Source organism: Erwinia sp. JUb26 (assembly GCF_003751505.1).
Lineage (GTDB): Bacteria > Pseudomonadota > Gammaproteobacteria > Enterobacterales > Enterobacteriaceae > Erwinia.
On record NZ_RJVB01000001.1, the window covers coordinates 67818 to 92143 of the forward strand.

General features: G+C 57.3%; 28 protein-coding genes. 16 read left to right on the forward strand and 12 right to left on the reverse strand.

Annotated elements, in window-relative coordinates; genetic code table 11:
• The first annotated feature begins 41 nt into the window (after nucleotides 1-41).
• The gene (locus EC836_RS00250) at nucleotides 42-1202 is read left to right on the forward strand and encodes an alpha/beta fold hydrolase (protein ID WP_123328975.1); all 1161 of its coding nucleotides are present in this window, start codon (nucleotides 42-44) and stop codon (nucleotides 1200-1202) included.
• Between the two features lie 27 nt (nucleotides 1203-1229).
• Here the strand turns inward: EC836_RS00250 and EC836_RS00255 are convergent, their stop codons facing one another.
• The gene (locus EC836_RS00255) at nucleotides 1230-1835 is read right to left on the reverse strand and encodes a glutathione S-transferase (RefSeq protein ID WP_123328977.1); all 606 of its coding nucleotides are present in this window, start codon (nucleotides 1833-1835) and stop codon (nucleotides 1230-1232) included.
• Between the two features lie 195 nt (nucleotides 1836-2030).
• Between EC836_RS00255 and EC836_RS00260 the strand changes: the two genes are divergently transcribed.
• A complete protein-coding gene (locus EC836_RS00260) occupies nucleotides 2031-2957 on the forward strand; it encodes a LysR substrate-binding domain-containing protein (protein WP_123328979.1) in 927 nt (308 codons plus the stop codon).
• A 43-nt stretch (nucleotides 2958-3000) separates the two neighbouring features.
• Nucleotides 3001-3879, forward strand: coding sequence for a GyrI-like domain-containing protein (locus EC836_RS00265; protein WP_123328981.1), 879 nt, complete (start codon nucleotides 3001-3003; stop codon nucleotides 3877-3879).
• 42 nt (nucleotides 3880-3921) lie between these two features.
• Here EC836_RS00265 and EC836_RS00270 read toward each other — a convergent pair whose 3' ends face one another.
• A complete protein-coding gene (locus tag EC836_RS00270) occupies nucleotides 3922-4470 on the reverse strand; it encodes a flavodoxin family protein (protein ID WP_123328983.1) in 549 nt (182 codons plus the stop codon).
• Nucleotides 4471-4714: 244 nt separating this feature from the next.
• Here EC836_RS00270 and EC836_RS00275 point away from each other — a divergent pair, with 244 nt between their 5' ends.
• The 3 genes from EC836_RS00275 to EC836_RS00285 all read left to right on the forward strand — a co-directional run bounded on the left by EC836_RS00275 (nucleotide 4715) and on the right by EC836_RS00285 (nucleotide 5880).
• Complete coding sequence (locus EC836_RS00275; RefSeq protein WP_123328985.1) at nucleotides 4715-5092, forward strand: helix-turn-helix domain-containing protein; 378 nt, start codon at nucleotides 4715-4717, stop codon at nucleotides 5090-5092.
• Nucleotides 5093-5180: 88 nt separating this feature from the next.
• Nucleotides 5181-5573, forward strand: coding sequence for a type II toxin-antitoxin system RelE/ParE family toxin (locus EC836_RS00280; RefSeq protein WP_123330690.1), 393 nt, complete (start codon nucleotides 5181-5183; stop codon nucleotides 5571-5573).
• A complete protein-coding gene (locus EC836_RS00285; protein WP_123328987.1) occupies nucleotides 5557-5880 on the forward strand; it encodes a DNA-binding transcriptional regulator in 324 nt (107 codons plus the stop codon). The genes EC836_RS00280 and EC836_RS00285 overlap by 17 nt, the downstream gene beginning before the upstream one ends.
• Nucleotides 5881-5964: 84 nt before the next feature.
• Here the strand turns inward: EC836_RS00285 and EC836_RS00290 are convergent, their stop codons facing one another.
• The 4 genes from EC836_RS00290 to EC836_RS00310 all read right to left on the reverse strand — a co-directional run bounded on the left by EC836_RS00290 (nucleotide 5965) and on the right by EC836_RS00310 (nucleotide 9197).
• Nucleotides 5965-7002, reverse strand: coding sequence for a S66 peptidase family protein (locus EC836_RS00290; RefSeq protein ID WP_123328989.1), 1038 nt, complete (start codon nucleotides 7000-7002; stop codon nucleotides 5965-5967).
• A gap of 20 nt (nucleotides 7003-7022) precedes the next feature.
• Nucleotides 7023-7334 (reverse strand): antibiotic biosynthesis monooxygenase, encoded by a 312-nt coding sequence (locus tag EC836_RS00295; RefSeq protein ID WP_123328991.1) that lies wholly within the window; start codon nucleotides 7332-7334, stop codon nucleotides 7023-7025.
• Between the two features lie 179 nt (nucleotides 7335-7513).
• Complete coding sequence (locus tag EC836_RS00300) at nucleotides 7514-8365, reverse strand: aldo/keto reductase (RefSeq protein WP_123328993.1); 852 nt, start codon at nucleotides 8363-8365, stop codon at nucleotides 7514-7516.
• Nucleotides 8366-8606: 241 nt separating this feature from the next.
• On the reverse strand, nucleotides 8607-9197 hold the full coding sequence (locus tag EC836_RS00310) for a flavodoxin (RefSeq protein ID WP_123328997.1): 591 nt from the start codon (nucleotides 9195-9197) through the stop codon (nucleotides 8607-8609).
• 250 nt (nucleotides 9198-9447) lie between these two features.
• Here EC836_RS00310 and yafN point away from each other — a divergent pair, with 250 nt between their 5' ends.
• Both yafN and EC836_RS00320 read left to right on the forward strand, forming a co-directional pair.
• Entirely contained in the window at nucleotides 9448-9741 is a 294-nt protein-coding gene (gene yafN, locus EC836_RS00315; RefSeq protein ID WP_123328999.1) for a type I toxin-antitoxin system antitoxin YafN, read from the forward strand.
• A complete protein-coding gene (locus EC836_RS00320; protein ID WP_123329001.1) occupies nucleotides 9738-10142 on the forward strand; it encodes a type II toxin-antitoxin system YafO family toxin in 405 nt (134 codons plus the stop codon). Before yafN ends, EC836_RS00320 begins: the two co-directional genes overlap by 4 nt.
• Before the next feature lie 12 nt (nucleotides 10143-10154).
• Here the strand turns inward: EC836_RS00320 and EC836_RS00325 are convergent, their stop codons facing one another.
• Nucleotides 10155-11477 carry a sodium:proton antiporter gene (locus tag EC836_RS00325; RefSeq protein ID WP_123329003.1) on the reverse strand — a complete coding sequence of 441 codons (1323 nt, stop codon included), beginning with the start codon at nucleotides 11475-11477 and terminating at the stop codon, nucleotides 10155-10157.
• A gap of 141 nt (nucleotides 11478-11618) precedes the next feature.
• Complete coding sequence (locus tag EC836_RS00330; RefSeq protein WP_123329005.1) at nucleotides 11619-12371, reverse strand: FadR/GntR family transcriptional regulator; 753 nt, start codon at nucleotides 12369-12371, stop codon at nucleotides 11619-11621.
• A gap of 194 nt (nucleotides 12372-12565) precedes the next feature.
• On the opposite strand from EC836_RS00330, the gene EC836_RS00335 reads away from it, so the two are divergent.
• From EC836_RS00335 to EC836_RS00365, 7 genes are read left to right on the forward strand one after another with little or no spacing between them, the layout of a single operon-like run.
• Complete coding sequence (locus EC836_RS00335; RefSeq protein WP_123329007.1) at nucleotides 12566-13306, forward strand: SDR family oxidoreductase; 741 nt, start codon at nucleotides 12566-12568, stop codon at nucleotides 13304-13306.
• A 14-nt stretch (nucleotides 13307-13320) separates the two neighbouring features.
• On the forward strand, nucleotides 13321-14169 hold the full coding sequence (locus EC836_RS00340; RefSeq protein ID WP_123329009.1) for a fumarylacetoacetate hydrolase family protein: 849 nt from the start codon (nucleotides 13321-13323) through the stop codon (nucleotides 14167-14169).
• On the forward strand, nucleotides 14166-15452 hold the full coding sequence (locus EC836_RS00345; RefSeq protein WP_123329011.1) for an L-fuconate dehydratase: 1287 nt from the start codon (nucleotides 14166-14168) through the stop codon (nucleotides 15450-15452). Before EC836_RS00340 ends, EC836_RS00345 begins: the two co-directional genes overlap by 4 nt.
• A gap of 2 nt (nucleotides 15453-15454) precedes the next feature.
• A complete protein-coding gene (locus tag EC836_RS00350) occupies nucleotides 15455-16312 on the forward strand; it encodes an amidohydrolase (protein WP_123329013.1) in 858 nt (285 codons plus the stop codon).
• Nucleotides 16290-17066: an SDR family oxidoreductase gene (locus tag EC836_RS00355; RefSeq protein WP_123329015.1), complete on the forward strand. Its 777-nt coding sequence runs from the start codon at nucleotides 16290-16292 to the stop codon at nucleotides 17064-17066. Before EC836_RS00350 ends, EC836_RS00355 begins: the two co-directional genes overlap by 23 nt.
• A complete protein-coding gene (locus EC836_RS00360) occupies nucleotides 17063-17413 on the forward strand; it encodes an L-rhamnose mutarotase (protein WP_123329017.1) in 351 nt (116 codons plus the stop codon). The genes EC836_RS00355 and EC836_RS00360 overlap by 4 nt, the downstream gene beginning before the upstream one ends.
• 40 nt (nucleotides 17414-17453) lie before the next feature.
• Entirely contained in the window at nucleotides 17454-18683 is a 1230-nt protein-coding gene (locus EC836_RS00365; RefSeq protein WP_123329019.1) for a sugar MFS transporter, read from the forward strand.
• Nucleotides 18684-18943: 260 nt separating this feature from the next.
• Here the strand turns inward: EC836_RS00365 and EC836_RS00370 are convergent, their stop codons facing one another.
• Entirely contained in the window at nucleotides 18944-20407 is a 1464-nt protein-coding gene (locus EC836_RS00370; protein WP_123329021.1) for an MFS transporter, read from the reverse strand.
• Nucleotides 20408-20536: 129 nt separating this feature from the next.
• Here EC836_RS00370 and EC836_RS00375 point away from each other — a divergent pair, with 129 nt between their 5' ends.
• Nucleotides 20537-21433: a LysR substrate-binding domain-containing protein gene (locus tag EC836_RS00375; protein WP_123329023.1), complete on the forward strand. Its 897-nt coding sequence runs from the start codon at nucleotides 20537-20539 to the stop codon at nucleotides 21431-21433.
• A gap of 16 nt (nucleotides 21434-21449) precedes the next feature.
• Here EC836_RS00375 and EC836_RS00380 read toward each other — a convergent pair whose 3' ends face one another.
• From EC836_RS00380 to EC836_RS00390, 3 genes are all read right to left on the reverse strand, one after another.
• Complete coding sequence (locus EC836_RS00380; RefSeq protein WP_123329025.1) at nucleotides 21450-22415, reverse strand: helix-turn-helix transcriptional regulator; 966 nt, start codon at nucleotides 22413-22415, stop codon at nucleotides 21450-21452.
• Between the two features lie 319 nt (nucleotides 22416-22734).
• Nucleotides 22735-23577 (reverse strand): transporter substrate-binding domain-containing protein, encoded by an 843-nt coding sequence (locus tag EC836_RS00385; protein WP_123330692.1) that lies wholly within the window; start codon nucleotides 23575-23577, stop codon nucleotides 22735-22737.
• Nucleotides 23567-24319, reverse strand: coding sequence for an amino acid ABC transporter permease (locus EC836_RS00390; protein ID WP_123329027.1), 753 nt, complete (start codon nucleotides 24317-24319; stop codon nucleotides 23567-23569). Before EC836_RS00390 ends, EC836_RS00385 begins: the two co-directional genes overlap by 11 nt.
• Nucleotides 24320-24326: the final 7 nt, after the last annotated feature.

A 24326-nucleotide genomic window follows, 5' to 3' on the forward strand; every position in this document is an offset into this window, starting at 1 on the left:
ATACACTCTCTTTCCACGGGTTTACAACAGGGGAGATGAGGATGAATTATCAACAAATCGGCTGGAAGGAACTCACCGCGATTGATGGTCCACGCGGCGAGCAGACGGTGAACCGAGTCAGTGAAATTTCGCCCATACTGGCGGAAACGCTGATCGAACACGCTTTTGGCACGGTATTCGCTGCCTCCACGCTTTCGCGCAGGGAAAGGGAACTGGTTACCGTGGGCATGCTCGGGGCGATTGGCGGTGCGGAGCCGCAGTTGCGTATTCACCTTGAGGCCGCGCTGCGCGTGGGTGCCGATCCCGATGAGCTGGTTGCTCTGGCGGAACATGCCTCGGTGTACGTTGGTTATCCCCGGGCGCTTAACCTGCTGAACGCCACGCGCACGACGTTAAGCGGAATGGACCGGTTTTCGCCGCTGACCGCCGGTAAATTTACGCTGGGCGATCACCAGACCCGGCTCTATGACAGCGGTGGCGACCGGCCCGCGCTGGTGCTGGTTCATGCTCTTGGGCTGGACTGGCGGATGTGGCGCGAGGTTATCCCACAGCTTAACCACCGTTTCCGGGTGATTGCTTACGATTTGCGCGGCTTCGGTGCCGCGGCGGGCGCGCCGGTTGCGGCCGATCTGCAACAGTATGCGCGGGATCTGGCCGCCGTTCTGGACCGGCTTGGCATCCACCAGGCGCATATCATCGGGCTGTCGCTGGGCGGATCGATTGCACAGCAGCTGGCCTTAATGGCACCGGAGCGCTTCCTGACGATGACGATTATCGCTGCCACCGCCTGGGCGTTTGACGCCTTCCACCAGCGTGCCGATGCAGCGGAAAAGCAGGGGATGGATGCTCAGATGGCACCCAGCCTGACGCGCTGGTTCCGCCCGGACGATCTTGCGGTAAACGGATGGGCGGTACGCTATGCGCGTGACTGCGTTCAGCGAGCCTTTGTCGCCGACTGGAATGCAGGCTGGCTGGCGCTGGCCGGTATTGAAACCGGCGCTCGGCTGGCGGACATTGATGTAACGGCGCATATCATTGCCGGGGAGCAGGACGCCTCTACGCCACCGGAACTGATGCGGGGGCTGCTGGCGATCCCCGGGGCCAGCATGGAAGTTATCGCCGATGCACCGCATATGATCGCGCTGACCCACCCGCATGCGCTGGCGGAAGCGATTCTGCGCGGCACGGCGAAAGGCGGATAAGCGCCTCATCACCTTATACCGGCGGGATCAGGCGTATGGATACCGTTTAAATGCTGCGTGGGATTCGAAGCGATCGCCGAGCCGCTGAATGGCAGGGAATTCAGTGGCAGCAACCACTTCAGGGAGCATCTGCTGAATAAAGGTCCATACCACCGTGCTACTGATGGCCACCTGATCGACTTTTTCGTGGCGCTGACGTTTTTCAAGCGTGCGATCCCACTCCCGGCAAGCGGCCAGCAGCTGCCGGGTGACCCGCTCGGTCCACGGCTGATGCTGTTTTTCCGCCGGGCGCAGGTGATGCTCATACACGTGCTGCACGGCTTTCTCGCTGGCCGCGAGAATCAACCCCAGCAGCCGCAAATCCTCTGCCAGAGCCTGCGGCGGCTGCGGCAGCATTTTATGCGCGGGGTCGGCAAGCGATTCGAAATAATGCAGGATCAGCGTGGAATCCATCAGCGCGGTACCATCATCCAGAACCAGAGTGGGGGCTTTCACCACCGGATTCTGCTGTGAAAATGCCTCAAAGGTGCTGAACACCGACAGCGGCTGGCTTTCAAATTCGACGCCGTATAGCGCCAGTGAAACGGCGACACGCCGTACATAGGGGGAATCCATCATGCCAATCAGTTTCATTACCGCTCCGGGTTTACACTTTTGCGAAGACCCCTAACTTATCGTAAATCTTCCCGGGTGATAATCAGCGCTTTCTAACGGCTTTGGTCAGTTTTAGTAACATCTGTTCAGCCGAGCAGCGACCTATAACCTGTTGAAACTCCGAGCTGCGTGATAATTTACCTCGATTGCCGGACGATAATGCAGGAGTTATTCATGTCAGGGTTTCCCCCGATTGCCAGCTTACGCAGTCTTGAAGCCGTTGCCCGCCTGGGCAGCGTGACGCGAGCGGCAAAAGAGCTGTGCGTAACGCATTCAGCTATCAGCCAGCAGATTAAACAGCTGGAGGAGTTGATTGGCGTGAAGCTGTTTATCCGCCACGGCCGTGGATTACAGATCAATGAAGCGGGGCGGCTGTATGCGCTGCATATCCGCGATGCCCTGAACCGCATCGGTGATGCCACCCGGCTGGTGCAGGTGAATCCACGACGATCCGAACTGACCATCGCCACCGTACCGTCGTTTGGCAGCCACTGGCTGACGCCACGGCTGGAACGTTTTCGCCAGCGGCATCCGCATATCACCCTGCGCCTGACGGTGAGTCTGACCGTTAACGATATTGCTGAGCATCGCAGCGACGTCGTCATTCGTATGGGCAACGGCGACTGGCAGGACGTGGAGTGCCGGTATCTGTTTGGCGATGAGCAGATTGTGGTGGCCTCACCGACATTTAACGGCGGACGGCTGCCCGCCACGCCGGAAGAAGTGGCGGAAAGTCAGATTATTTTCTCGTCCGAGTCCTGGAAAACGTGGTGCAGCAGTGCCGGGCTGGATGATGAAATCCTCCCGACGGGGCTGTGCATTAATGACTCCAACCTGGTGCTGGAAGCCGTGAGGCGCGGGCAGGGCATTGCGCTGGAGCGGCGCTCGCTGGTGCAGGATGCGCTACTGCGCGGCGAACTGGTGCAGGTTACCCGCTTTCGCGGCGAGTATCCGTGGTCATACTGGCGGGTTACGCCGCTGCAAAGCGAAAAACCGGCGGAAGTGGCGCTGTTTAATGCCTGGCTGGATGAGGAAGTGGCCTCGTGGTGCCTGCAGCAGGAAGCACTCTCGGCTGAATGTCAGCAAGATCCGTCAGGCTGAGCGCCTGGTGGCTGTGGAATAGTGAGTGCTCAAGGAGAATGCCATGCCAGACGATAAGATTGATCAATACCGCAGCCGCTTTGAAAAGGTGTTTGCCTATATTGAGCGCCACCTCGACGATGCGCTACTGCTGGAGAAGCTGAGTGAGGTTGCTCACTTCTCACCGTATCACTTTCACCGGCAGTTTACCGCCTGTTGTGGGGTAACGCCGTGGCGATATATTCAGCTGATGCGGCTGAAACACGCCTCGTACCGGCTGGCATTTAACTCGACAGAGAAAATAACCGATATTGCGCTGGATGCGGGTTTTCAGCATTCGGAATCGTTCAGCCGCGCCTTTAAGCAGATGTTCGGCATCACCCCGAGTGAGTTTCGCCAGCAGCCTGCCTGGGTGACCTGGCACCAGCGCATGCCACAGCTAACCCTGAAACGGAGAGAGACAATGCCCGTTGAGATTAAACAATTCCCGGCGACGCAGGTCGCCATGCTGACCCACCTTGGGCAGCATGAGCGCATTAACGAGACGGCGGCGCGCTTTATTACCTGGCGTAAAACCACCGGACTGTCACCGGTACTCACCAGCCAGACGTTCGGTATTGCGCCGGACGATCCGGCAACCACCGATCCGCAGGCGTTTCGCTTTCATATTTGCGGTTCGGTCACCGAGCCGATACCCGAAGATAACCCGTTCGGCGTGGTGAATAGCACTATCCCCGGCGGCCGCTGCGCGGTACTGCGCCACTGTGGCTCGCACGATGCACTGACCGAACTGGCCCAGCAGATGTATCGCGACTGGCTGCCCGCCAGCGGCGAGGAGTTACGTGATTTCCCGATGTATATGCACTATATGAACTTCGTGCATGAAGTGCCGGAGCATGAGCTGGTGACGGATATTTATCTGCCGCTGAAGACGTTGCCGTAACGAAGAGATGCCCCGCCGCTTAACGCGGCGGGGCACGGCATATCAGTTAAAGCGCTGGGCAACAGATGCCACGCGCTCACCGAATTTCACGGCCGTTTCCAGATCGCCGGAGGCAATCTTGTCTGCGCCCGCGTCGGAAGGGGACTGCACCAGCAGGCCCACGGAGCCGCCGAGGTTGTTAACGTCTTCGCGCGTTGATGCGAGGGTATTGGCCGGTGGGAAGCCGAGGCTGACCCAGATCCCGCCGTGCTGTGATGCCAGCGTTTGCAGGTACTGCAGGGAAACCTGCTTGTCGCCGTTCAGGCTGGCGCTGTTGCTGAAACCGGCGAAGATTTTATCCTGCCAGCCGCGGGTGAACCAGATTTTGGACGAGGCATCGGCGAACTTTTTGAACTGCCACGGTACGCTGCCCATATAGGTCGGTGCGCCAAAGATAATCGCTTTGGCCTCGTTCAGTTTCTGCCAGTCGCTCTCCTGGATATCGCCATTCTGGTCAACGGCAATCAGCTCGGCCTGTGCGCCCGCAGCCACTTTCTCAGCCACCAGTTTGGTGTGTCCGTACCCGGAAAAATAAACCACCGCAATGCTCATGATAAATCCCCTTAATTAACCATCGTTATTCGATCCGGCCCGCGAACGTTATCGTCCCGGCCAGAAACCTCATTCACATCTGATTCTGAACTCGGCGCGATCGCCTGTGCCTTTGCTATTTTTCGCGCCTTAGTATCCAATAGAAACTACGTGCAAGTTATATCAGCGTTATTACGAGCGCGAAAGAAGGCACCTTATCGCCACTACGTTTCCCAGAGGAAACCTGCATTAAGAGAATAAGCATATGAATAAAGAGCATTTAGCCTGGGATGTGTACAGTAATCAGTGCCCCACCCGCGAGGTGCTGGCCCGGCTGGCGGACAAGTGGGCGCTGCTGATCCTGGGCCGTCTGGAAAGTGGCCCGGTGCGCTTTAATAGCCTGCGCCGCGACGTGCAGGGCATTTCGCAGAAGGTGTTAACCCAGACCCTGCGCAGGCTGGAGCGCGATGGCCTGGTCGCCCGCCAGGTGTTCGCTACCGTACCGGTGACGGTGGAATACAGTATTACGCCGCTGGGGCAGACGCTGACACAAACCGTCTCGGTACTGATGCACTGGGCGGAGAAAAATATGGAGGCGGTGCTGGCTGCGCAGGCAGCTTATGATGCGGCGAACGTGGGATGAAGTCGATTTAATATCGGATCGGGAGGTGACAGCGTTGTGTGATTTTTGTGCTTTATACATGAAGGGTTAGGGTGTGGTCTATCACCTGGTGCTATATTTAAATTTACAGGATGTAAGCCAGAGGCGTGTATTCAAGACCAGATGGTTTAGCAAGGTGGCTAAATCTCACGCTATCGATGATAGCGAGCTATGTAAAACTGTTCAGGCGGCAATGCAAGGGAAGGCGGACGATCTCGGCGGGGGAGTCTATAAAAAGCGGCTTAATCATAATCGCGATCGGGCTATTATTCTGGCAAAGGGTGGGGAGCATTGGTATTACACTTATCTCTATGCCAAGCAGGATAAAGCCAATATCGATCGAGGCGAACTGACTGCGTTCCGTGAGTTGGCAAGACACTACGGAATGCTTGTTGATAAAAAAATTTTGGCACTGATGGTAAACAAAGAACTGGTGGAGATTTGCCATGACGACAAAAAGTAAATTTAAAAGCCCGGCATTCGAGGCAATCCACAGTGCTGCGGCAGGGTTATTCAGTGTGGATGCCATCCCTGTTGAAACGATGCGCAACTTTGACAAGGCCTGTCTGAGTGATGTGGAAGAACTTCAACCCACTGAAATAAAATCACTTCGTGAGAAGTTAAACGTCAGTCAGCCCGTTTTCGCCCGATATCTGAACACCAGCGTTTCAACAGTGCAAAAATGGGAAAGTGGGGTAAAACGCCCCGGTGGACTGTCGCTAAAATTACTGAGAGTGGTCCAGAAGCATGGGCTGGAAGTGCTGATCTGATTTAAAATTTTACAGGTAACGTCAGCCTTGCTGAAAAAGTGGGTAACGGGTCGATGAAGCCGGTCGGTGACACGATGTAATACGTTATCTGCGTGAGTCATTACTCAAATATTGCCCCGTAATGGCTACGGCTTGCTTATCAAAATCAATACACAGCGGTACGCCCAGCGGCAGGGTAAGCATCGGATGCGTATGGCAGCAGTCGAAGCCGTCTACCAGCGGTAAAGGCTTGTCGGCCAGCACTTCCATCAATACATCAGCAGGCTGTCGTCCTGTGCCTTCATCATTAAAACGTTCATGTTTGCCTAACAGAACAGCACTGACGCGATCGAATATGCCGTTCAGCTTGAGCATCGAAAAAGAACGCTCAACCGTGGCGATATCCTTCATGCTGTCCTCGATAAATAAGATATCGCCGGGCTGGATTTCCGGCATCCATTGACTGCCGATAATCCCTGAAAGCGTATTCAGATTGCCGCCCATCACGCGTCCTTCTATTCTGCCCGTTCCCAAAAAGCGACAGGTATTCTTGTAAAGCCGTTTGGGTCTGACGGGTTCAATGTCGTCCCAGTTGAGGCGCTCATCCGTCCATTTCTCGGGAAATCTGTAGTGGTAAGGCAGGACAGACGGCTGTATCAGCACGTCATAAAACGATTGCCAGGTCTGATCGACTAAAGGCGGGAACTCGCCAAAGGATGCCACCAGCGCCGGGCCATAAAACGTTACCAGCCCGGTTTGCGCATAAATGCCAGCCAGCAGCGCCGTGGCGTCAGAATAGCCAATGATGATTTTGGGATCGTCAATCAGCGCCTGATAGTCAAGATACGGCAAAAGCGAGTTGCTGTTGCTGCCGCCAATGGTGGACATAATGCAGCGAACCGACGGGTCGCGGATGAGCGCGTTTAGCTCAGCTGCCCGTGCCTCAATCGAGCCGGAACGGTAGAAGTCTGACTGACCCGTCAGATTCCCGGCTTTAAGCCGAAATCCTTTGTTTTCAAGAAAAAACGTGGAGCGCTGAAAACGATTCGTGGCCGTCGCCGTGACGGGATACGAGGGCGAGAAAAAGCCAATGGTGTCACCGGGTTTCAATGATGCAGCCAGCCGCGTCCGCTTCAAGGCCATGTTGGGTTGTCCCTTACTGATTACAGTGGCGTTACGCCTTCCACTTCATGCTGGAAAACGTAGGGATCGGACAGTAGCTCGAACGCTTCATCGTCCGGATAGGTGACGGCGACGTGGTAATCATCACCGGCAAAGGCTTTCACCGCAGCAAGATCCTGCCAGTATGTCGCCAGGAAAAAATGTTCCCAGTCTGCCTGTGTTTCCCGTCGCACCAGCGCTCCCCGGTTACCCGGCACGCTTTTAGAATGTTCCACGCCGGTTTTTTCAAGGTGCTGAGCAAAACCCTCAGCGTGTTTCAGCGGCACGCAGCCATGCCATGTCCGGACTATCATCCGTATTCCCTTTCCTGGTCGAGTGAGATTTTCATACTATCGTAAAATGCTGGATTGTGTCGCGAAAGAAGCGGCACCTGCAGGAGGCACCCCGGAGAGGAACGGCTGAATATTTCGTACGGTTAAGGCTGGCGAATCATTCACATGGCGACAGGGCTGCGCTGGATACTGTCAGGATGTTAAACATCGAGTTTACGGCCTGTCAGCCATTCAATTCTCGCCGGATCGCGGTGTGAGAAGAAGGCGCTGGTGGCGGTATCTAGCGCGGTAATCTGCTGCATATCCTGCGGGCTAAGCGCGAAGTCGAGGAGGTTAACATTCTCTGCCATCCGCGCCTTGCTGACGGTCTTGGCCAGTGAAACGATCCCGCGCTGGAAGATCCAACGCAGCACAACCTGGCCCACGCTCTTACCGTATTTTTCACCGATGGCGGTTAACTGCGGGTGCTGGAACAGACCGTTTCGCCCTTCGGCAAAGGGCGCCCAGGCTTCCGGTTGGATCCCGCGGCTCTGCATCCACGGCACCGGGTGCAGCTGTTGGTTGAAGGGGTTAACTTCAATCTGATTAACGGCGGGAACGACCGCGTTAAAGGCGATGAGGTCGGCAAGCCTGTCCGGATGGAAGTTGCTGACGCCAATCGCCCGGATTTTCCCGGCGCGATGCAGCTCTTCCATCGCACGCCAGGCACCGTGAACATCGCCGTAGGGCTGATGAATCAAATAGAGGTCAACATAGTCCAGCTGTAGCCGATTCAGCGAGCGTTCAAACTGGGCTTTCGCGCCCTCATAGCTGGCGTCCTGCAGCCAGAGCTTGGTGGTGACGAACAGCTCTCGGCGGGCGATGCCGCTCTGTTGCAGCGCATTGCCGACCTGGGTTTCATTCAGATAGGAGGCGGCGGTATCAATCAGGCGATAGCCGACATCAAGCGCATCTATCACGGCCCGCTCGCATTCGGCGGCGTCCGTCATCTGGAATACGCCAAAGCCCAGCAGGGGCATCTCAATGCCGTTATTCAGTGTTACGGTATGCATCACGTTATCCCTCAGCGGTAGTGAGTGGAAAGCATACTCCTGCGTGATTGAGGTGATTAGAGGGGGTAATTTTCTAAGGTTTATGATTATAAATCATAAATAATCATCCAGCCCAGCCCAGCCCAGCCCAGCCCAGCCCAGCCCAGCCCAGCCCAGCCCAGCCCAGCCCAGCCCAGCCCAGCCCAGCCCAGCCCAGCCCATCCCATCCCATCCTGGCCCGGCCCGGCCCGGCTCAGGCAGTTCAGCTTCGCACCGCCGCCAGCCAGCCCTTGACCGTTTCCGTGGTTCGTCTTTCCTGGTCGCACTCCATCACCAGCGGCTTTTCCCGGCGAGCCGACGAGGCAAGCGCGGCGAGCACCGCCTCGCTGTCGCCCGGCCCGTAGCCGCCGTGGGTGATAAAGGGGATCAGCAACTTATCCGTAAGGCTGTGGCTGGCCAGAAAAGTTTGTACCACCGGCGGGATGCTGGTGCCCCAGACCGGGAAGCCCAGATACACCGTCTGATAGCGGTCGATATCCGCGACGCTGTTTTTTAAAGCGGGCCTGATGCCGCGTTCGCGTTGTTTTTTCGCCTGTTCCACCGTCTGAAAGTAGTCTGTCGGGTAAGCTGAAGCCGGCTCGATCTCAAACAGGTCCGTCTTCAGCTGACGATGAATCACCCCCGCAATCACCCGCGTGCTGCCGCTGCGTGAAAAGTACGCCACCAGTATTCGGCTGTTGCTACGAACCGCCGTCGTGGCGGGAGCCGCCGATGCCAGCGGAACATTCGCCAGCGTCAGTCCGGCCACGGCGGACAGCAGCATGCGTCGGGTGGGATCGGGTTTATCATGCATAACGGGTTTCCTCAGGCTTGCTTGTCCGGGTGAAATCGGACCGGCACACGCGGTAGCAGCTGGTGTGTCGGGCAGTTGCCATTAGAGTAGCTCAGAGTCGGAATAAGATAATGGTGTCAGGCAGGCAGGGGTTATGAAGCGGATTCATAGATAATTTGAAGTGACTCCGTTCATCATGTACGGTTCAAAATTGATGTCTATTATAATGTGCATTATAGTGTGTATTGTTAAGTGCGCTAAAAGGTGGGCTATGGAACGTATTCTTGCGGAAAAATCCATAAATATTACAGAATTAAGAAAAAATCCGGCGAAATATTTTATTGATGAACCGGTTGCCGTGCTGTCTAACAACCGGCCTGCGGGCTATATGGTGAGTGCTCGGGTCTTTGAAGCACTGATCGACCTGCTAGAAGAGAAACAGGGCAAAACGCATATTACCGCACGTTTTCGGCCTACGGCTGAACGCTTGAACCATATTGCCGATAGCGGGCAGGCACTTTTGGAAAGCGCCTCGGATAAGGATCTCACTGAGTTCACGGAATGAGCATAAGGATTTTTAAATCTGCATTAATCCGCCAGCAATTAAGCCCACGGGAACTGGATGATTTGGTCGCGGATTTTCAGGTTTACAAACAGGATGGTGTGTTGCCCGATACGTTTGGTCGGGATGCATTGTATGATGATGATGCCACCTCTCCCTTAGTGAAAGCAGAGCGGGTAGCGCATATCCATCTCGCCGATGCGGATTCACATTTTCCTCGTTTTCTCCGCCAGTTCAAACGAACCAGCGATCGGGCTCATCTGGTTTACTGCCAGGGTGCAATGGAGCCTGACTGCTATCTTCTGATTATCATTCTCAAGCCCGAAGCACACAAAATGGCGAGAAATAACAACCATATGCACAAAATTGGCGCCATGGCTGAAGCATTCAGAATGAAATATTGAAAGCGTTAATCATCAGCCCTCTTTCCGCCGCAGCATCGCCATCAGTGGCGTGACCGAAATGCCGTGCACCAGCACGCTGGCGGTGACGATGGTCAGGGCGATATCGGTGACCCGTGTGGCATCCGCGCCCTGCATACCGTGGACCCAGGCGTAGGCGATATAGTTCAGGCTGCCGATTCCGCGAATGCCCAGCCAGCCGAGACTGGCACGATGCAGTAATGTTGCGCCGGAACGCCAGGTGACTAAAAATACCGCCAGCGGACGGATCACCACAAAAATAAGCAGCGCCAGCAGCAGGGCGGATGAATTCCAGTGGCCGGAAAGCGTTACGCCCAGCACGATAATCAGCCCGGCGGCCAGCAGCCGCTCGACGGTATCGCCAAACGAGAGCGCATCACCGATCACCAGGCCGACGGATTTAATCGGCGTGCGTTTCTCAATGCCGTGGCGGGTATGGGGGTTAATCTGCATCTCCGCCGGGAAATCGTGAATATCTTCCTCTTTGTCAGCGTGTCTTTTCTGCACGATGATTTCCGCGCTGCGCAGGCCGATGCCCGCGGCAAACGCGGCCAGAAAACCGGATGCGCTGAGTGACATCGCCAGTGAAAAGCTCAGACAGATCAGCGCCAGTGCAACGAAATCACTCGGTGCCATATCCCCCTGCGCATGGCGGGAGCGAGTGGCGATCAGGCCTATAAACCGGCCCAGCGCAAAGCCAATCAGCAGTCCCCCCGCCAGCGCCCAGACCAGATCGACGCTCAGCCAGGAGAACCATTCTTCCGTTCCAGGCGTTTCTCCGGCGTGGTACCAGATCAGCGCCAGCATCAGAAAGGGCAGCGCTGTGCCGTCGTTCAGGCCCGCTTCACTGGACAGGGCGATGCGTAATCTATCGCCGTCACGCGCATCGTTGATCGAAACCAGGCTCGCCAGCACCGGATCGGTCGGCGCCAGAATAGCGGCCAGCGCCAGCGAAAGTGGCCAGGAAAGACCAGTGAGATAGTGGGCGGCAACCATAATGCCGGCGATGGTCAGCAGCATGCCAGGCAGGGCCAGCAGGATACCCGTCCTCCAGTAGGAAAAGGTGAGCGGCAGGCGGATTTTCAGGCCGGTAATAAACAGCGACGCCGCCATGGCGATCTCGGTTATCCGACTGGTAAGGGAGGCGTGTTCCACGATATCGAGGTTGACGATATCCAGTCCCCAGGGGCCGCAGCCGATGCCTACCAGCAGATAAAGGCCGAACACTGGTATCGGCGCGCGGCTGATCCAGCCATAGGACAACGACATCAAAAGTAACAGGCCGCCCGCTGCTGCCGTCCACGCCAGATATCCCATACTTCTCCACTTCAGAATAAAAATTTCATTCTTAGGTATAGTTGTTCAGGTCGGTGTTTTCCAGCCGTAGGGGCACAGCCGAACCGGTGAAGATGGTCCGACGGCGCGCTGATAAGCTAAAACTTTGCCTTCGCGGGCGACCTATTCCTGCACCCCTTCAAAGGTGGAAATGACCCGCTCAATATGCCGCTTCATCGCCTGCCTGGCTGCTTTCGCATCGCGTTTTTCCAGCGCGCTCAGAATTGCCAGGTGCTCATGCTCCGACGCGTTGGGCATGTCGCTCGGCGTAAAGTGTGCCTGCAGCATACGGAACATACTGCCGTAGCGATGCCCCAGCAGGTGGCCGATGATAAATCCATAGGCGGGATTGCCGCTGGCCTGCGCGATGCGAATATGGAATAACCGGTCGCCGGGATGGGTTTGCGAATTCGCCCGGTTGTCTTCACAGTTCTGCCGGTAAGCGGCGCGGATCGCCTCCCGTTCGGCATCGCTGGCGTGCAGCGCTGCTAGCGCGGCGGCTTCCGGCTCAATCAGCAGGCGGGCCTGTAACAGCGAGAAGGGCGGCAGCTCGGTGGAGAAGTCCAGATTAATCCCCAGCTCGTCGTCCGGCTCGTGCCACTGATCGCGGCCCGCCTCGGCCATCACCGGCTCCGCATTGCTGCGCCGCGCCTTGACGATCACGCCGTTGCCGACCTTCACATCGACCAGGCCGATCACCTCAAGTGCAATCAGCGCCTCGCGCACCGATGCCCGACTGACCTGCAGCTGTTCAGCTAGCTCGCGCTCGGCGGGAAGGCGGCTGCCGGGCGGAAATTCATTATTGTCGATCAGCTTGATTAATTGATCGGCTATCTGCCTGTAAAGCCTTGGGTTTTCCATCTTTTTTATCGGCATATCGCGCTTACCTGATAATTTAATTTAAGTGACTGCGTGCACAAAAAAGCAACATCACGCTTGCCAATGTTACATAAATGTCAATAAAAAGTAATTCTTCTGCGGCCATTTCGGTACTTTTACGACCCTTGGTAAGAGGGAAAAGCTTACCTTCAATGGCCTGACCATTAGATCATTATACCAAAGGAGTTGCAATGAACCTACAGGGGAAACGCGTGCTGATTACCGCCGCCGGGCAGGGGATCGGACTGGCCACCGCGCGGCATTTTGCCGAACTCGGGGCCGAGGTGATCGCCAGTGATATTCAGCTTTCCGCGCTGCACGATCTGCCGGGCATTACGCCGTATCAGCTGGACGTGACGGACCGGCAGGCGATTGCCCGGGCGGCAGAAGAAATCGGTACGCTGGACGTGTTGTTCAACTGCGCGGGCGTAGTACACAGCGGCAGCCTGCTGGCGTGCAGCGAGAAGGAGTGGCAGTTCGCGTTGGATCTCAACGTTAGCGCGATGTTCCATATGATTCAGGCATTTTTGCCGGCCATGCTGGCGCAGAAAAAAGGGTCGATTATCAACATGTCGTCGGTGGCCTCCAGCGTCAAGGGCGTAGCTAACCGTTTCGCCTACAGCACCACCAAGGCAGCGGTGATCGGCCTGACGCGCTCGGTAGCGGCGGATTTTATCGGCGACGGCATCCGCTGTAACGCCATCTGCCCGGGCACCGTCGATTCGCCTTCGCTGCGTCAGCGTATTGCCACACAGGCCCAGGCCGAAGGGAAAAGCGAAGAGGAAGTCTATCGCGCCTTCGTCGCCCGTCAGCCCATTGGCCGCATCGGCAGCGCCGAAGAGATCGCCGCGCTGGCCGCCTATCTGGCCTCCGACGCCAGCGCCTACACCACCGGCACCGCACAGATTATTGACGGCGGCTGGAGCAATTAATTAAGGAGCACGGCATGAAATTAGTTCGTATTGGTGAACCTGGCCAGGAGCGCCCGGCCCTCGTTGATGAAACCGGCGCGCTGCGTGATATCTCCGGCTATGTGGACGATATTGCCGGGGATGTTCTTCTGCCGCAGTCGTTGGAAAAGCTGCGCCGTTTGCCCGTTCATACCCTGCCGAAAATTGACGGCGAGCCGCGGATCGGCGCCTGCGTGGGCCGGATCGGTAAGTTTATCTGTATCGGTCTGAATTACGCCGATCACGCGGCGGAAACCGGCGCGGCAATCCCCGCCGAGCCGGTGGTATTCAGCAAATGGACCAGCTCGGTGGTCGGGCCGAACGATGCGGTGCGCATCCCGCGCGGCTCGGTAAAAACCGACTGGGAAGTGGAGCTGGGCGTGGTGATCGGTAAAGGCGGCAGCTACATCAGCGAGGACGACGCGCTGGATCACGTGGCGGGCTACTGCGTGATTAACGATATCTCCGAGCGGGAATACCAGCTTGAACGCGGCGGCACTTGGGACAAAGGCAAAGGCTGCGATACCTTCGGCCCGATCGGCCCTTGGCTGGTCACCGCCGACGAAATTGCCGATCCTCAGCAGCTTAATCTGTGGCTGGAGGTGGACGGCCATCGCTATCAGAACGGCAACACGCGCACGATGATCTTTACCGTGGCGCAGATTATCAGCTATCTCAGCCGCTTTATGAGTCTGCAGCCGGGCGACGTGATTTCCACCGGTACGCCGCCGGGCGTCGGGCTGGGGCAGACCCCGCCGGTCTATTTACGTGCGGGCCAGATTATGCGCCTGGGCATCGAAGGGCTGGGTGAACAGCGTCAGACCACCGTTGGAGAATCACTGTGACCACATTAACCGCCCTGCGCGTAGAAGATATCCGCTTCCCAACCTCGCAGCATCTCGACGGATCGGACGCGATGAACCCGGACCCGGACTACTCCGCCGCCTATGTGATTATCGAAACCGATAACCCGGCGTTCAGCGGCCACGGACTGACCTTCACCATCGGTCGCGGCAACGAGATCTGCTGTGCGGCGATCCGCGCCATGCAGCATCTGCTGGTGGGGCGTCGGCTGGCGGATATCACCGCCGATATGGGGCAATTCTGGCGGGAGATCACCGGCGACAGTCAGCTGCGATGGATCGGCCCGGATAAAGGCGCGATGCACCTGGCGACCGGCGCGGTAGTGAATGCCGTATGGGATCTGTGGGCCAAGTCGGCAGGGAAACCGCTGTGGCGGCTGGTGGCCGATATGTCGCCGCAGGAGCTGGTGCGCTGCATCGACTTCCGCTACCTGACGGACTGCATCACCCCGGCCGAGGCGCTGGATCTGCTGGCAACCCGCGAATTGGGTAAAGCACAGCGCATCGCCGATCTGCAGGATAACGGCTATCCCTGCTACACCACGTCGGCGGGCTGGCTGGGTTACGACGACGACAAGCTGCGTCGCCTGTGCCAGGAGGCGGTGGATGCGGGCTTTTCACATATCAAACTCAAAGTGGGCCGCGACCTGGCCGACGATAAGCGCCGCGTGGCGATTGCCCGCGATGTGCTCGGCCCTCACCGCCAGCTGATGATTGATGCCAATCAGGTATGGGAGGTGAACGACGCGGTGGACTGGGTGAAGGAACTGGCGTTTGCCGAGCCGTGGTTTATCGAAGAGCCGACCAGCCCCGACGATGTGGAAGGGCATCGCCGTATCCGCGAAGGGGTGCATCCGATTAAGGTTGCCACCGGCGAAATGTGCCAGAACCGCATTCTGTTTAAGCAGTTCATCATGCGCGAAGCCATCGACGTGGTGCAGATCGATGCCTGCCGTCTTGGCGGCGTCAATGAGGTACTGGCGGTGTTGCTGATGGCGGCGAAATACGGCCTGCCGGTCTGCCCGCACGCGGGCGGGGTGGGGCTGTGTGAATACGTTCAGCACCTGTCGATGATTGATTTCGTCTGCATCGCCGGTACGCATGAAGGCCGGGTAATTGAGTTTGTCGACCATCTGCACGAGCACTTCCTGCATCCGTGCGAAATCCGCGGTGCGGCCTATATGCCGCCGACGGCACCCGGCTTTTCCATCGAGATGCATCCCGCCTCGCTGGCGCAGTATCGCTTTCACGGCGAGGGAGCATAACGGTGCGTATCGATGCCCATCAGCACTACTGGCGCTATCGGGCGGCGGATTTTCCGTGGATCGATGACGAAATGGCGCAGCTGCGGCAGGACTTTCTGCCGGATGATTTAACGCCGCTGCTGGCGAGCCGGGAGTTTGACGGCGCGATTACCGTTCAGGCGCGGCAAAGTCTGGACGAGACGGCGCAGCTGTTGCAGTGGGCAACGTCACGCGGTGCGGCGGATGGCGTGGTTGGCTGGGTGGATATCACCGCCGCCGACCTGGCCCGTCAGCTGGAAACTCTGCGCCACCCGCGCCTGCGCGGCTTCCGGCACCTGGTGCAGGATGAGCCGGATCCCGCCAGCTGGCTGCGTCTGCCTGCGGTCGCTGCCGGGATGAGCACGCTACAGCGGCAGGGCTACGTCTGGGACATGCTGGTGACCTGGCGGCATCTGCCGGATTTAACCGCATTCGCCGCGCGGCATGATGAACACTGGCTGGTGCTGGATCATCTGGGGAAACCGGATATTGCGCGTGGCGCAACGGCCTGGGGTGAGCAGGTCGCCGAGCTGGCGGCGATGCCGCACGTGGTCTGCAAGCTGTCCGGGCTGGTCACGGAGGTGCCGCAGGGGCAGTGGAGCGCGGCGCAGCTAAATCCGTTTATTGAAGAAGCGCTGGCGCGGTTTGGCCCGCAGCGCCTGATGTTCGGTTCCGACTGGCCGGTGTGCCTGCTGGCGGCGGAATACGACGAGGTCAGCCACCTGCTGGAGGGCACAACCAACGCCCTCTCGGCGGATGAGCAGGCGCAGATTTGGGGAACAACCGCGGCCAGCGTGTATGGCCTGACAGGAGGCGAAAGTGGATCTGTTTTTAAAAGATAAAGTGGTGATTGTCACCGGCGGTGGCTCCGGGATCGGGGCGGCAATATCCAGGTTGTTGGCGGAGGAAGGGGCGATTCCGGTGATTGTCACCAACCGTATGCCGGACGAGATCTGGCTGGCGAATTTGCGGCGTTTGCAGCCCGCGCTGGAAACGGTCATCGCCGATTTGTGTGATGAAGAAAAATGCCGCACGGCGGTAGAGCAGGTGATGCAGCGCTTCGGCAGGGTGGATGCGCTGGTGAATAATGCCGGAGTGAACGACGGGGTCGGACTGGAGGCCGGACGGGCGGCGTTTGTCTCCTCGCTGGAGAAAAACCTGATCCATTACTACCAGATGACCCATTTCTGCCAACAGGCGCTGGAAAGCAGCCGCGGCGCGGTGGTGAACATCGCCTCCAAAACCGCGCTCAGCGGGCAGGGCGGCACCAGCGGCTACTGCGCGGCGAAGGGAGCGATTCTGTCGCTGACGCGCGAATGGGCGGTGTCTCTGCGTGAGAGCGGCGTGCGGGTCAATGCCGTGGTTCCGGCCGAGGTGATGACCCCGCTGTACGAACAGTGGATCGCCAGCTTCGACGATCCCGCCGAGCAGCTGGAGAAAATTAATGAACGCATTCCGCTCGGCAAGCGCATGACCACGCCGGAAGAGATTGCCAACACCGTTGTGTTCCTGCTGTCGCCGCGCGCCTCACACACCACCGGCGAATGGCTAAGCGTGGATGGCGGCTATCTGCATCTTGACCGGGCGCTGCTGTGAGCGGCCGCACACAGCGGTTCTGCCAGGCGCTGGACCTGGTAGACAGCGAAGAAAAAATCGCCGAATACCAGCGGCTGCATCAGCGCATCTGGCCGGAAGTGGCCGCGCATCTCCGGCAGCACGGGGTGGTCGATATGGAAATTTATCGCCTCGGTACCCGGCTATTTATGATCATGGAGGTAGACGAACGTTTTGACGACGACCGCTTTAACGACGCATCGCTGAACAACCCGATAATACAGCGATGGGAAGAACAGATGTGGCAATACCAGAAGCCGACCCCGTGGACCGCCAGCGGCGAAAAATGGGTGGCGATGGCGCGAATATTCTCTTTGCAGGACCAATAAAAACTCTTACCCCCTACAAGTACGCTACGAGGATATAACTATGTCTACAGAACGAATCCGGATGTCTTCAGGCATCGGGAGCAGCGGCAGCGTCAGTGTGCGCTGGGCGTTTATGCTGATCACCACGCTGTTTTTTATGTGGGGCGTGTCATACGGCCTGCTTGACGTCCTGAATAAACACTTTCAGGAAACGCTGCACGTGACCAAAGCGCAGTCCGGCCTGCTACAGGGGGCGTATTTCGGAGCCTACTTCCTGGTGGCGATGCCGGCGGGCTACTTTATGAGCCGCCGGGGCTATAAAGCCGGCATTCTGGCGGGCCTGGTGCTGTATGCCGTCGGTGCGCTGCTGTTTGTGCCTGCGGCGATGGTGAACAACTTTATGATGTTCCTGTTTGCGCTGTTCGTGCTGGCCTGCGGCCTGGGCTGCCTGGAAACGGCGGCTAACCCTTACGCCACCGTGCTGGGCGACCCGAACGGGGCGGAGCGTCGACTCAATCTGGCACAGTCGTTTAACGGCCTGGGGCAGTTTGTCGGCCCGATGATCGGCGGTACGCTGTTCTTCTCGCAGACTACGGCGGATGAAGCGCAGGACACGGTGAAAATGACCTACGTGGCGATTGCCTGCGTGGTGATCGGCATCGCCTTCCTGTTTAAGCGTACCGCGCTGCCTGACATCCGCGAGACGGAAGAGGCGGCGGCTCAGCACGGCGGGACTTCGCTGTGGCAGCATAAGCACTTCGTCGGCGGCGTGATTGCACAGTTCTTCTACGTGGCGGCACAGGTCGGCGTTGGGGCCTTCTTCATCAACTACGCCACCGAGCACTGGCACGGCGTGACCAACCAGAGCGCGTCCTACATGCTCTCGGTGGCGATGATCTGCTTTATGCTGGGCCGCTTCTTCTCCACCTGGCTGATGGGCCGCGTGGCACCGGCGCTGATCCTTGCCGGCTATGCCGCGATCAATATCGTGCTCTGCGGCGTGGTGATGCTGGGAATGGGTGATGTTTCGGTGGTGGCGCTGGTGGCGATCTTCTTCTTTATGTCCACCATGTTCCCAACCATCTTTGCCATGGGAGTGAAAAACCTCGGCAATGCCACCAAACAGGCCAGTTCGTTTATGATTATGGCCATCGTCGGCGGGGCGATCATGCCTTACTTTATGGGGCTGATTTCCGACCGGCTCAGCACCGCCGTGTCATACGGCCTGCCGCTGCTGTGCTTCGTGGTGGTACTGTTCTATGCCCTAAGCCAGCGGCGGAACGCGGTTTAAGCGCTGAAAAACGAAGGTGTTGCGGCGCTGTCTGCCAGCCCCTGTCGGCGAAAAGCCTGCAGGCGCGGTCTGACTCTGGAAGGTGAGGAGTCAGATCGCGACCGCTGCGGTCTACGCTGGCTTCGGCTTCTGCCATGCTGACGGCGAAAATGGATAAATTGCAGGAAGCTGCCGCGTGATTGATTTTAAAGATTATCTTGCACAAACAAATTTGCTCCGTACGGTTCTGACCGATACGGCATCGATAATTACGGGCACGATTACTCCACGGGCGGGCGATCGGCACAGAGCGCAGTCAGCATCCCGACTAGTGCCGCACCGCTCAGCACGCGGAAGACCGCTTGCCAGGCGACAACATCCGGCTGCATGCCGAGCAACACCGCTATCACCGCCAGCGTAATCGCCCCTGCTATGTACTGGCTGGTGACGATCAGCGCGCTTGCGCGGCCCTGCTGTGATTCGGGTACGGCGGACAGCCCGACGGCAAACATCGCCGGATAAATCAGCCCGTGCCCCAGACCGCTCAGAACGACTCCGGCAATAAACGACGGGGAGAGCGCATCGCTCAGCGAGTCAGAAAGCAACCACAGCCCCAGTGCGGCGGTGGTAAATCCCGCCATTAACAGGCAGGAACCAGCAAAGCGGATGCTCAGTCTGCTGTAAAACGCGTTGCCGATAACAATCAGCAGCGCCAGCGGCGCAAACAGCAGCCCGGTGGTGACGGCACTCAGATGCTGACTCTGCTGCCACAGCAGGGTCATGGCAAAGAACTGGCTGCCGACGCTCGCCATATAGCAGGCGCTGCTCAGCCATCCCGTTTGCAGACCGGGAAGAATCCGCCGCGATCGCGGCAGCAGCGGCCGCGGCGCATAGCGCTCGTGCAGAATAAACAGCAGCAGCATCGTCGCCGCCAGCCGGTTGGCGAGGAAATCCGCCGAACCGTTTTCCGCGAAGCGCGTTAATGCCCACACCAGCGCGCCCGCGGCGGCGCAGCCGATAATTGCACCGCTGCTATGCGTCAAACGGGCGATAAGTCTGCGCACTCTGACCACTGCCCTGCTGCATGGGGTGACGCTTATGTCAGGCAGACGGGAGGTAATAGGAAGAAGAGGGTTTACGCTCCCTTGCTGACTGGCCTGCATGTCTGCGGGTAAAAAGTGTCGTCTGACCAGCCACAGCGCCAGCAGCCCCGGTGGCAGATTGATTAAAAAAATCGCCCGCCAGCTTAGTGCGGTCAGCACGCCGCCGAGGATCACCCCGGCAACCAGCCCCGATGCGCCGATAGCGCTCCAGATCGCCAGCGCGCGGCGATGTGAATTACCGCTAAAATCACGGGCTATCAGCGCCAGCACCGTCGGTTGCAGCAGTGCGGCGGCGATCCCCTGGCCGCCGCGCGCGGTCAGTAACAGCGGGCTACTTTGTGCCAGGCCACCCAGCAGCGAAGCGAATAAAAACAATACCATGCCGACGATAAACATCCGCCGTGCGCCCAATCGATCGCACAGCGCGCCGCCGCTCAGCAGCAGGGCGGCAAACGTCAGGCCATAGAGCGACACCACCCACTGCATGTCGCTGGCGGATAGGCTCAGTCGCTGTGCCAGCGTGGGCAACGCGACGTAGACAATGGCGTAATCCAGCGCGATCAGTGCCTGAGCGATGCCGGGAGCCAAGAGCGCGCGGAAGGGGAAGGTGGTACGAGTGGGCGTTGCCGTAATATCAGTCATCATCAGTTCCTGTTAGACCTGAAAGTGATGAATCTGTTTCATCCTTTCTACGATGCATATCAGGTTAATCGCGATATACTGGCATAATCAAAATCATATTATTCAGTCAAAGATGAGTTTAATTCAGCTATGAAGTTACGCCGGCTGCCGCCGCTTACCGCCATCCGCGCCTTCGATGCCGTTGGTCGCCATGCCAGTTTTAAACAGGCGGCGGAAGAGATCGGGGTAACGCCCACCGCCATCAGCCATCAGATCCGCGTGCTGGAGGAATCGCTCGGCCAGCGGCTGTTTATCCGCTCGGCGCGATCGGTGGCTCTGACCGCCGCCGGTGAGGTTCTGTTTCGCGCCTCGGGAAACATCTTTGCCACGCTGCGCGAAGCGGTCGAAACCCTTGCCGGTGAGGATCGTTCTGCAGCGATGACCCTGAGCACCACCTCGAACTTTTTAACCAACTGGCTGGTGCCGCGCCTGCCGCAGCTGAACGCCGATCTGCCTGAACTGGAACTGCGTCTGCACAGCGGTACCGAGCTGGTGGATGTGCGCGGAGCGAAGGCCGACTGCGCGATTCGCTACGGCATGGAGCCGGATGAGACGCTGGATAATACGCTGCTGTATCAGGATCGCTTTGTGCTGGTGGCCAGTCCGAAACTGGCGGTCGTTCAGCCTGAGGATCTGATTGGACAGACGCTGTTTCATATCGAAAATCGCCTGATACCGACCCATGAGCCGAGCTGGCAGCACTGGCAGAAAGCTTTTGGTCCTGATGAATTGGCGGTGCAGTCGGGTATGCGTTTTGATGATGAGATGCACGCGATTCAGGCGGCGATTGCCGGGCAGGGGGTATTGCTGGCCAGCGAACTGCTGGTGCAGCGCGCGCTGGCACAAAAGCTGTTGCATATTGCGCTACCGGGCAGCCTGCCCGGTGGGAAATACTACTTTGTTACCAGCCCCGGTAAGGCCGGGCGCGAAGATATCGCTGCATTTAAACGCTGGTTGTTGCAGGCCTTTAGGCAAGATGAGCGGTAAAAGAGGCCACTTTAGTCTACGCTGACTGATTGAAATTATCGCGCCATACCGTTGGCGGGACTTTATATTTATCGCGAAAATTTTTACTAAAGATAAATGAGCTGCTGAATCCGCAGCGCCACGCAACCTGTTCGATTCTCAGATGAATATCGTTTTCCAGCATTTCACGGGCTTTAATCAGGCGTATTTCTTTAATCATCGCCATGACCGTGGTTCGCTGCTCTTTAAATGCGCGATCCAGACTGGAACGGGAATAGCGTAATGTTTGTGAAATATGATCGGGGGATAATTCCGCTTTGGAAAAATTCTGCGCAATATACGAACGCGCGGCATTATAAATGTGACTCAAGCTCCCCGCGGATATCAATCCGGTTTCCTTCGCCACATCGGCAAGCATTAACAATGCCATATCATGCAGGCCGTCAAGGATAAGCGATGTCGACTTCACGTTAAGTGCTGCGGAATGATGATGCAACAGCATCATATGTGATTTCATAAAGGCCATCAGGTGATGGTTTTCCATAGAAAGCATCGGTCCGGGCAGTTTACCGTCAAAAATTTCCTTTACGGCTTCAATATCTGGGATCAGATATAGCTGGCGGACGTCATCGCTGCGGTAGGTATAGTAATCATTGCGCTCGTGTACCATCAGCGAGCCGGAGGTCACCTCCGTGGCGGTCGATTTCTTCCTGCCGCTGACGATCTGTGACCCTTCCAGCAACAGCGAAAAGTACAGGGAAGACTGCGCGGTTTTATGCGGGTCGAAGACGGTGATATTTCGCGAACCGTAGGCGCTGCAAAAATCGCCCTTTGCGCCGGAAATGGTTTTATGCTGGGCGATGATCTCTTCCGGTCGGCGATCGTCAGCAACGTCAATGCCATAGCAACTGATATTCTGCGCTATACGCAGATAACGCTCATCATCCGGAATATCCGCGGCATCAAGAATATGGGGGACATAGAGTTTTGTCGGTCTGGACATCTTCCACTGGCAGCCTCTATTTTTATTTCGAAGGCATTTATACACCAGGAAGAGGGCGGTGGCTATTATTGAAAGGTAAATAAAGTCATGGTGATTTAATTTTGTGGTTTAATCCGCTAATTTCATCATTTTAATAATATACATTAGTAAAATGATGAAGCGGGATGCACCCCATTAGGTAATCGCGTTTACTTATAGTCAATAAAGTCCAGATTGGCCTGATTACATTCCTGCGCATCCTGAATGAAAGCGAAGTGGCGGGTATCAGGCAGAATAAGTAGCCCGCACGCGGAAACGGGCAGGGCTGCCCGTTCGCACATTATTCCCAGTCGGTATTCACCTTAACGTCGTTGGCTCCGGGCAGCGCATACACGTCCTCGTTGTACCACTTGCGCGACAACTCGGCGAGCGTGCCGTCTTTTTTCAACGCGGCGAGTTCGCTATCCACGGCTTTAATAAGCTGCGGATCGGCGTTCTTTTTGTAGAGATAAACGTTCGGGAACAGACCCACGGATTCGGAGGCTTTCAGGTTCAGATTCAGCGCTTTATTTAACGCCAGTAGCGCACCGATAGGATAAATTGCCGCGTCGTATTCCCCGGAGGCCACCGCCTTAAAGATATCGGCGGCGGACTGCTCGCCGTTGGGCTGCAGGTTGATCTGCTGGGTTGGGTGCTTCTGATTGTAATTATCAATGACGGTGTAACGGGCGTCGGATGTGTGGATCGGCACCAGCTTTTTCTTTCCACTCGCCAGATCGCTCAGGTTATGAATATCGTTCTCGTCGTTGCGCACGATTAAGCGTAGATCGCTGAGGCCGGAAGGTTCAGCGGACCAGGCATACTTTGCCGCGCGCTCTTTGGTCAGATAGAAATGGTCGGCGGCCAGCGTATAGGCACCGGTGGATAAACCAACGATCATCGCATCGCGCGATACAGCGTTATAGTGGAACTTGTAGTCCTTCAGCCGCGCGTCCAGCACCTTTAACAGATCGCCGTCATAGCCGGTAATATTGTTATTGTCATCGACAAAGCTGAACGGGAAGCCGTTAGCGTTAACCACCACCTCAACGGTTTCGGCATTCGGACTTTTATCCACCGCAAGCGCCGGGCTGATATTCATCGCCAGCAGAAGCGAACTCACCAGCAGTAATTTACTTTTCAACATATTTCCCCCAAAAAGAATGAGACGGCACCACGTTATGTGCGTGGCTTTTCCATCGACGGCTAAGAAACATCTCCAGGCTGCGCAGGGCCTTTGCTATCACCAGACAGAGCGCGATATAAATCACCAGCACCACGCAGTAGGCTTCGACATAGTGAAACCCCCGCGCGGCGGCGATATTGGCTTTCGCCATCACATCAATCACGGTGATGGTATAAACCAGCGAGGTATCCTTAATCAGATCGATCACCACGCTGGTGTAGTTGGGCAGGGCGGAAACGGCCGCCTGCGGCAGAACAATGCGGCGAAACTGGGTGAAACCGGTCAGGCCCACCGACCAGGCCGCTTCGCGCTGGCTTTTTTCCACCGCATTCCACGCCGAGCGAAAGGTCTCGGCAAAGTACGCGCTGAACACCACTGAGAAGGCGATGACCGCAGCGGCCAGCGGCGGCAGCTTATAGCCGTACATCGTCTGCTGCGGGCTGCCAAACCACGCGCTGGCGATCCACGGCCAGACGTAAAAAACAAAATAGAGCATCACCAGCATCGGCACCGAACGGCCGAATGAAATCAGCACCTGTGCGAAAGCGTGCAGCACCGGAATACGGCGAACGATGGCCCACGCCAGTAATCCACCCAGAAGCGTGGAGAACAGCAGCGACAGCAGCGTAATTGCCAGCGTGATGGGTAACGCACTAAGAATAAAAGCGAAATTATCGCGAATAAATTCGAAACTAAACATGATCCAG

Coding starts and splice junctions, on each gene's coding strand:
- EC836_RS00250 (WP_123328975.1), top strand. CDS start 42: ATGAATTATCAACAAATCGGCTGGAAGGAACTCACCGCGATTGATGGT.
- EC836_RS00255 (WP_123328977.1), bottom strand. CDS start 1,835: ATGAAACTGATTGGCATGATGGATTCCCCCTATGTACGGCGTGTCGCC.
- EC836_RS00260 (WP_123328979.1), top strand. CDS start 2,031: ATGTCAGGGTTTCCCCCGATTGCCAGCTTACGCAGTCTTGAAGCCGTT.
- EC836_RS00265 (WP_123328981.1), top strand. CDS start 3,001: ATGCCAGACGATAAGATTGATCAATACCGCAGCCGCTTTGAAAAGGTG.
- EC836_RS00270 (WP_123328983.1), bottom strand. CDS start 4,470: ATGAGCATTGCGGTGGTTTATTTTTCCGGGTACGGACACACCAAACTG.
- EC836_RS00275 (WP_123328985.1), top strand. CDS start 4,715: ATGAATAAAGAGCATTTAGCCTGGGATGTGTACAGTAATCAGTGCCCC.
- EC836_RS00285 (WP_123328987.1), top strand. CDS start 5,557: ATGACGACAAAAAGTAAATTTAAAAGCCCGGCATTCGAGGCAATCCAC.
- EC836_RS00290 (WP_123328989.1), bottom strand. CDS start 7,002: ATGGCCTTGAAGCGGACGCGGCTGGCTGCATCATTGAAACCCGGTGAC.
- EC836_RS00295 (WP_123328991.1), bottom strand. CDS start 7,334: ATGATAGTCCGGACATGGCATGGCTGCGTGCCGCTGAAACACGCTGAG.
- EC836_RS00300 (WP_123328993.1), bottom strand. CDS start 8,365: ATGCATACCGTAACACTGAATAACGGCATTGAGATGCCCCTGCTGGGC.
- EC836_RS00310 (WP_123328997.1), bottom strand. CDS start 9,197: ATGCATGATAAACCCGATCCCACCCGACGCATGCTGCTGTCCGCCGTG.
- yafN (WP_123328999.1), top strand. CDS start 9,448: ATGGAACGTATTCTTGCGGAAAAATCCATAAATATTACAGAATTAAGA.
- EC836_RS00320 (WP_123329001.1), top strand. CDS start 9,738: ATGAGCATAAGGATTTTTAAATCTGCATTAATCCGCCAGCAATTAAGC.
- EC836_RS00325 (WP_123329003.1), bottom strand. CDS start 11,477: ATGGGATATCTGGCGTGGACGGCAGCAGCGGGCGGCCTGTTACTTTTG.
- EC836_RS00330 (WP_123329005.1), bottom strand. CDS start 12,371: ATGCCGATAAAAAAGATGGAAAACCCAAGGCTTTACAGGCAGATAGCC.
- EC836_RS00335 (WP_123329007.1), top strand. CDS start 12,566: ATGAACCTACAGGGGAAACGCGTGCTGATTACCGCCGCCGGGCAGGGG.
- EC836_RS00340 (WP_123329009.1), top strand. CDS start 13,321: ATGAAATTAGTTCGTATTGGTGAACCTGGCCAGGAGCGCCCGGCCCTC.
- EC836_RS00365 (WP_123329019.1), top strand. CDS start 17,454: ATGTCTACAGAACGAATCCGGATGTCTTCAGGCATCGGGAGCAGCGGC.
- EC836_RS00370 (WP_123329021.1), bottom strand. CDS start 20,407: ATGACTGATATTACGGCAACGCCCACTCGTACCACCTTCCCCTTCCGC.
- EC836_RS00375 (WP_123329023.1), top strand. CDS start 20,537: ATGAAGTTACGCCGGCTGCCGCCGCTTACCGCCATCCGCGCCTTCGAT.
- EC836_RS00380 (WP_123329025.1), bottom strand. CDS start 22,415: ATGTCCAGACCGACAAAACTCTATGTCCCCCATATTCTTGATGCCGCG.
- EC836_RS00390 (WP_123329027.1), bottom strand. CDS start 24,319: ATGTTTAGTTTCGAATTTATTCGCGATAATTTCGCTTTTATTCTTAGT.